The sequence below is a fragment of the Microbacterium sp. 69-10 genome, from assembly GCF_001897945.1.
In the GTDB taxonomy this organism is placed as follows: domain Bacteria; phylum Actinomycetota; class Actinomycetes; order Actinomycetales; family Microbacteriaceae; genus Microbacterium.
Genome location: NZ_MKRT01000022.1, coordinates 47,436 through 51,328, shown reverse-complemented (window position 1 = coordinate 51,328; position 3,893 = coordinate 47,436). Strand labels below are relative to the sequence as shown.

The following is a 3,893-nucleotide window of genomic DNA, read 5'->3' as shown; positions in this document are numbered from 1 at the left end:
CCTGGGGCACAGTCACAGTCATCGCGCTGACGCTCTGCGGACCGTCTCGGTGGTCGACAGCCCGGGAACAAGGTCGATGTACGCGACCACACCGCCATGTCGCTCGACCGTCTCAGCTTCGACGAGCCCACGACCGGAGTAGTCCCGCCCCTTGGCGTGCACATCCGGTCTCAGCAACTCAAGAATTCGGCGAGGATCGTCATCCGCCATGAGGATTACATGATCGGCGACAGAGGATCGGCGCAGGTCCGCCATGCGTGCCCTGTCGTTACGAATGGGCCGGGACTCACCTTTGAGTCGCTTCACCGAGGCATCGTCATTCACAAGAACGACGAGACGGTCACCATGCGTGCGTGCAGATGCCAGCGATACGGCGTGGCCTTCGTGAAAGAGATCGAAGACGCCGTTCGTCGTCACCAGTACCTCGCCGGTGTCAGTGACCCAGTCACGAAAACCGGCGATCTGATCGGCTTCGATCTCGAAATCGAATGGACAAGCGCTGGCGTCCCAAGCGAGATCAGAGATCACCATGCGCTCGGAGACTTGAGCGAGTTCATGCAGGATCAGGTCATGCGCTTCTTGGACACGGGCAGTCTCGCGCAGCGGCACACTCAACGAGTGATCGCCTCCGAGTTGATCGATCGCACCGGTCAAGCCTACAGTCACCGCTCCAACGGCCTTCGCTGCTTCGAAAGCGAGAATGATGTTACGACTGGCCCCGCTCGTAGACAGCCCTACAACAATGTCACCGGGCCGGGCGAGTGCTGTGACCTGACGCGCGAAGACGACGTCATACCCATAATCGTTTGCAATCGCTGTCAGAGCCGATGTGTCCGTTGTGAGCGAGATCGCCGCCATCGGCACACGATCCATCTTCAGCTTACCCGTGAACTCTGCCGCGAAATGCTGAGCGCACGCCGCACTTCCACCGTTGCCAAAGACGAGAATTTTACCCCCCTGCTCCAATGACGTGGCGATGACATGAGCCGCTTCGACGACGCCAGCTGCCATCGACTCGACGGCCAGCGCTGCATACCGCTGTCTGCGTGCGGCGTTACGCACCAATGCTTCCATGGCTCGCGCCTGGGTGTCTACCATCCTCGTATCCCCCGTTCCGATCGCCGTTGGCGAATCGACCTTCGATAGCAGCCCCCAGCTGCCCACATCATCGTATCCAACTCCCAAGAGTCAACCCTCGCCGCCGATGCGCTTTCTGAGAGCGCATCACGCTAATGTCGTCTGCAGAACGAGAGCATCGCTATGGAGCCACCTGCTGCGATCGCATCGTACAAGAACGATTGCGGAGAACTCAGGATGCGTACATGATGCGCCCGCTGCGAGGGATCGCGTTCATGCTGATCCCTCTATTCGGGCTGGTCACCCCCCTCCTTGGGCTGCCCGCGGTGACGACACGATTCGGTGCCGACGGCTGGGCAGCCGTCGCCATCGGGCAATCGCTCGGAGCCGCGGTTGCGACACTGGTCGAACTGGGCTGGGGGCTGAACGGCCCTCAGAAGGTCGCACGCATGACGCCGCGCGGCACCTACCGTGCGGCAGTGCTTTCGCTGCGGGCTAAGCTCCTCGTGCTCCTGCCGACTGCGCCGGTCGCTTTCACTCTGTCCTGGCTGCTGGCGCCCACCCACCGGTTCGATGCCGCACTGGTCTCAACGGGGACTGCGATCGCAGCACTCAGCCTCACGTGGGTCTTTCTTGGAAAGACTGCACCAGGGCGTGTCATCGCGACGGACAACGGATTACGGCTGCTCGGCATCGTCGCCGCGACAGCGGGACTGGTCGCCGGCGCCGATTTGTGGGTGTATGCGGTGGTCGGCATCGCGTTGCCAGGAACCCTTTCCCCAGCACTCGCTCTCTTCATTCTGCGACGCGAAGCCGGTCGAGTGACGGCTCGTACATCCAGACGCCTTTTGTACTGGACGTTGCGTGCTCAATGGCACGCGGTTTCCGCACGCGGAGTCAGCGCGCTCTATATCGCTCTTCCTGTCACGCTCATCGGGATCGTCGCTCCCGGAAGCGTCGCAGTGTTCGCTGCCGGAGAGCGACTGATGCGACTGGGACTCTCTGCGATGTCGATTGTGCCGAGCGCAATGCAGGGGTGGATCGGATCCTCGCCAGAGCGAGGGGAACGCCGACGCCGTGTGCGCCTTGCCGTCATGATCAACGCCACGTTCGGAGCTATTGCGGCGATCGCGTTCGGAGTGGCCGCACCCCTCGCATCGTCACTGATCTTCACGGGATCTGCAACGATTCCTTCCCCTCTAGCTTGGTCGTTCGCCATAGTAGTTACACTCGTCGCGACATCGCGCGCTACAGGGAGTATCGCGCTGGTCTCGATTCGCCGCATCGACGTTATCGCACGCAGTGCCTCTGCGGGTGCGCTTGTGGGTGTTCCTGCCATCCTGCTCGGAGGTCTCGTGCTCGGCCCCGTCGGGGGCGTGCTGGGTGAAGTGGCAGCGGAAGGCACTGTGCTCGCGGTTCAGGCTAGAGGCCTTCTACGAGCAGGTCGATCCGCATAACCCCGAACACGGGTGGGCAATGCGGAAGAATCGGCGGCCAGTTCTACAGGCTCCTGCGCTGATTCATCGGCCCGCTTCACGCTAGCGAGCCCGATCAACAGAACGAAAGAGAAGAGGCCCACAAAATGGGTCAGGACGTCGAAGCTGAACGACATAGCAACGAACGCTCCTACCAACATGCGAGCGAGGGAATTCCCGTACGCGAACGCAAGTACGAGAGCGACCGCCAAGAGCAGAAGACCGAATAATCCGAACTGTGCCATGGACGCCACAAATTGGTTGTCAAAGAAGTAAAAAGTCGATGAGTAGCGTGGCACGATCCCCGTGTCGAAGATCCAATGGATATCGGTACCCCATCCGAACAGCACGTGCCCTGCGTCATGGTTGAACAGACCGGGGAAAGATGCCGACACCATCGCCCTGTGTCGATATGATGCTGTGCCGCTGAAGTCTTCCCCGAGGCCTACTAACCGCAGCGTGTTCCCCAATGACTGGCTGCGCAAGACGACGAGGGCCAATGCAATCATCACGATGATGACGACGACGCGGCGCAAACGGAAAGTCGAAACGAAGGCGATGCCTACGATGACAGCCAGCGCGATCAGAGCACTCCTCGTCCCCGTAAGCACGATGCCCGCGATCCCGACGAACACGCTGATCCACTGCCACCTCCGCTTCCGCATGCCGGCGTATGCCGCGAAGGCCACCGAGACCAACATGAAGTAGGCGAGCGGGATCGGGTGCGAGAAAGATGTCATCGGCCTTCCGGGGAGCCAAGGAAGGATCTCGTGCGCGCGCTGTGTGATCTCGTTCGAGCCATCGGACATGGGCCAGATGCCGGGAATGCGCAGCGACACCTCAAGGGTCGCGTAGGCGATGTGCAGAACCATCACCACGGAGAACGCCGTGGCCAGCGCGAGGATATCGTCCTCGGTCAATCGTCCGACAACGAAGATCCCGAGGCACAAGATCACTGTGAGCGCACTCGCCAGCAAACCAATGTTTCCCTCAGTGAAATAAGTGCTTACTCGCATGCCCACGAGAACCAACAGCGCGCTGACGACTATGCTCATCCGCCGGGGGCGGGGGTGAGACTTCAGAATCGCGGCGACGAAGGACAGCAGAATCGCCCCGAAGCCGATGACGATGGCCGAGGGAATCGCGCCGTTCAGCGGCAGTAACGGCATCAGGATGATCCCCGTGACCAATGCTCGACGCGCGGCCCTATCGGCAGGCCCGAACACGACGGTGATGACTCCGAAGAGCCCCAACACCCCGATCCCGCCAAGCACTATCTCCAAAGGCACAGGCGGACGCTCCTCAACTCAAGATCTCTCAGGTCCGAGACAGACTCGAAGA

The 3,893-nt window shown here is 61.1% G+C and carries 3 protein-coding genes; 1 reads left to right on the top strand and 2 read right to left on the bottom strand.

The genetic code is table 11. The annotated features are described in order from the left end of the window. Positions 1-18 precede the first annotated feature (18 nt). The gene (locus BGN97_RS09295) at positions 19-1,098 is read right to left on the bottom strand and encodes an SIS domain-containing protein (RefSeq protein WP_292700439.1); all 1,080 of its coding nucleotides are present in this window, start codon (positions 1,096-1,098) and stop codon (positions 19-21) included. A gap of 224 nt (positions 1,099-1,322) precedes the next feature. Between BGN97_RS09295 and BGN97_RS09290 the strand changes: the two genes are divergently transcribed. Next, complete coding sequence (locus BGN97_RS09290; protein ID WP_292700437.1) at positions 1,323-2,534, top strand: hypothetical protein; 1,212 nt, start codon at positions 1,323-1,325, stop codon at positions 2,532-2,534. Here the strand turns inward: BGN97_RS09290 and BGN97_RS09285 are convergent. Beyond that, positions 2,495-3,841, bottom strand: coding sequence for an O-antigen ligase family protein (locus BGN97_RS09285; protein WP_292700435.1), 1,347 nt, complete (start codon positions 3,839-3,841; stop codon positions 2,495-2,497). The genes BGN97_RS09290 and BGN97_RS09285 overlap by 40 nt on opposite strands. Between the last annotated feature and the right edge of the window lie 52 nt (positions 3,842-3,893).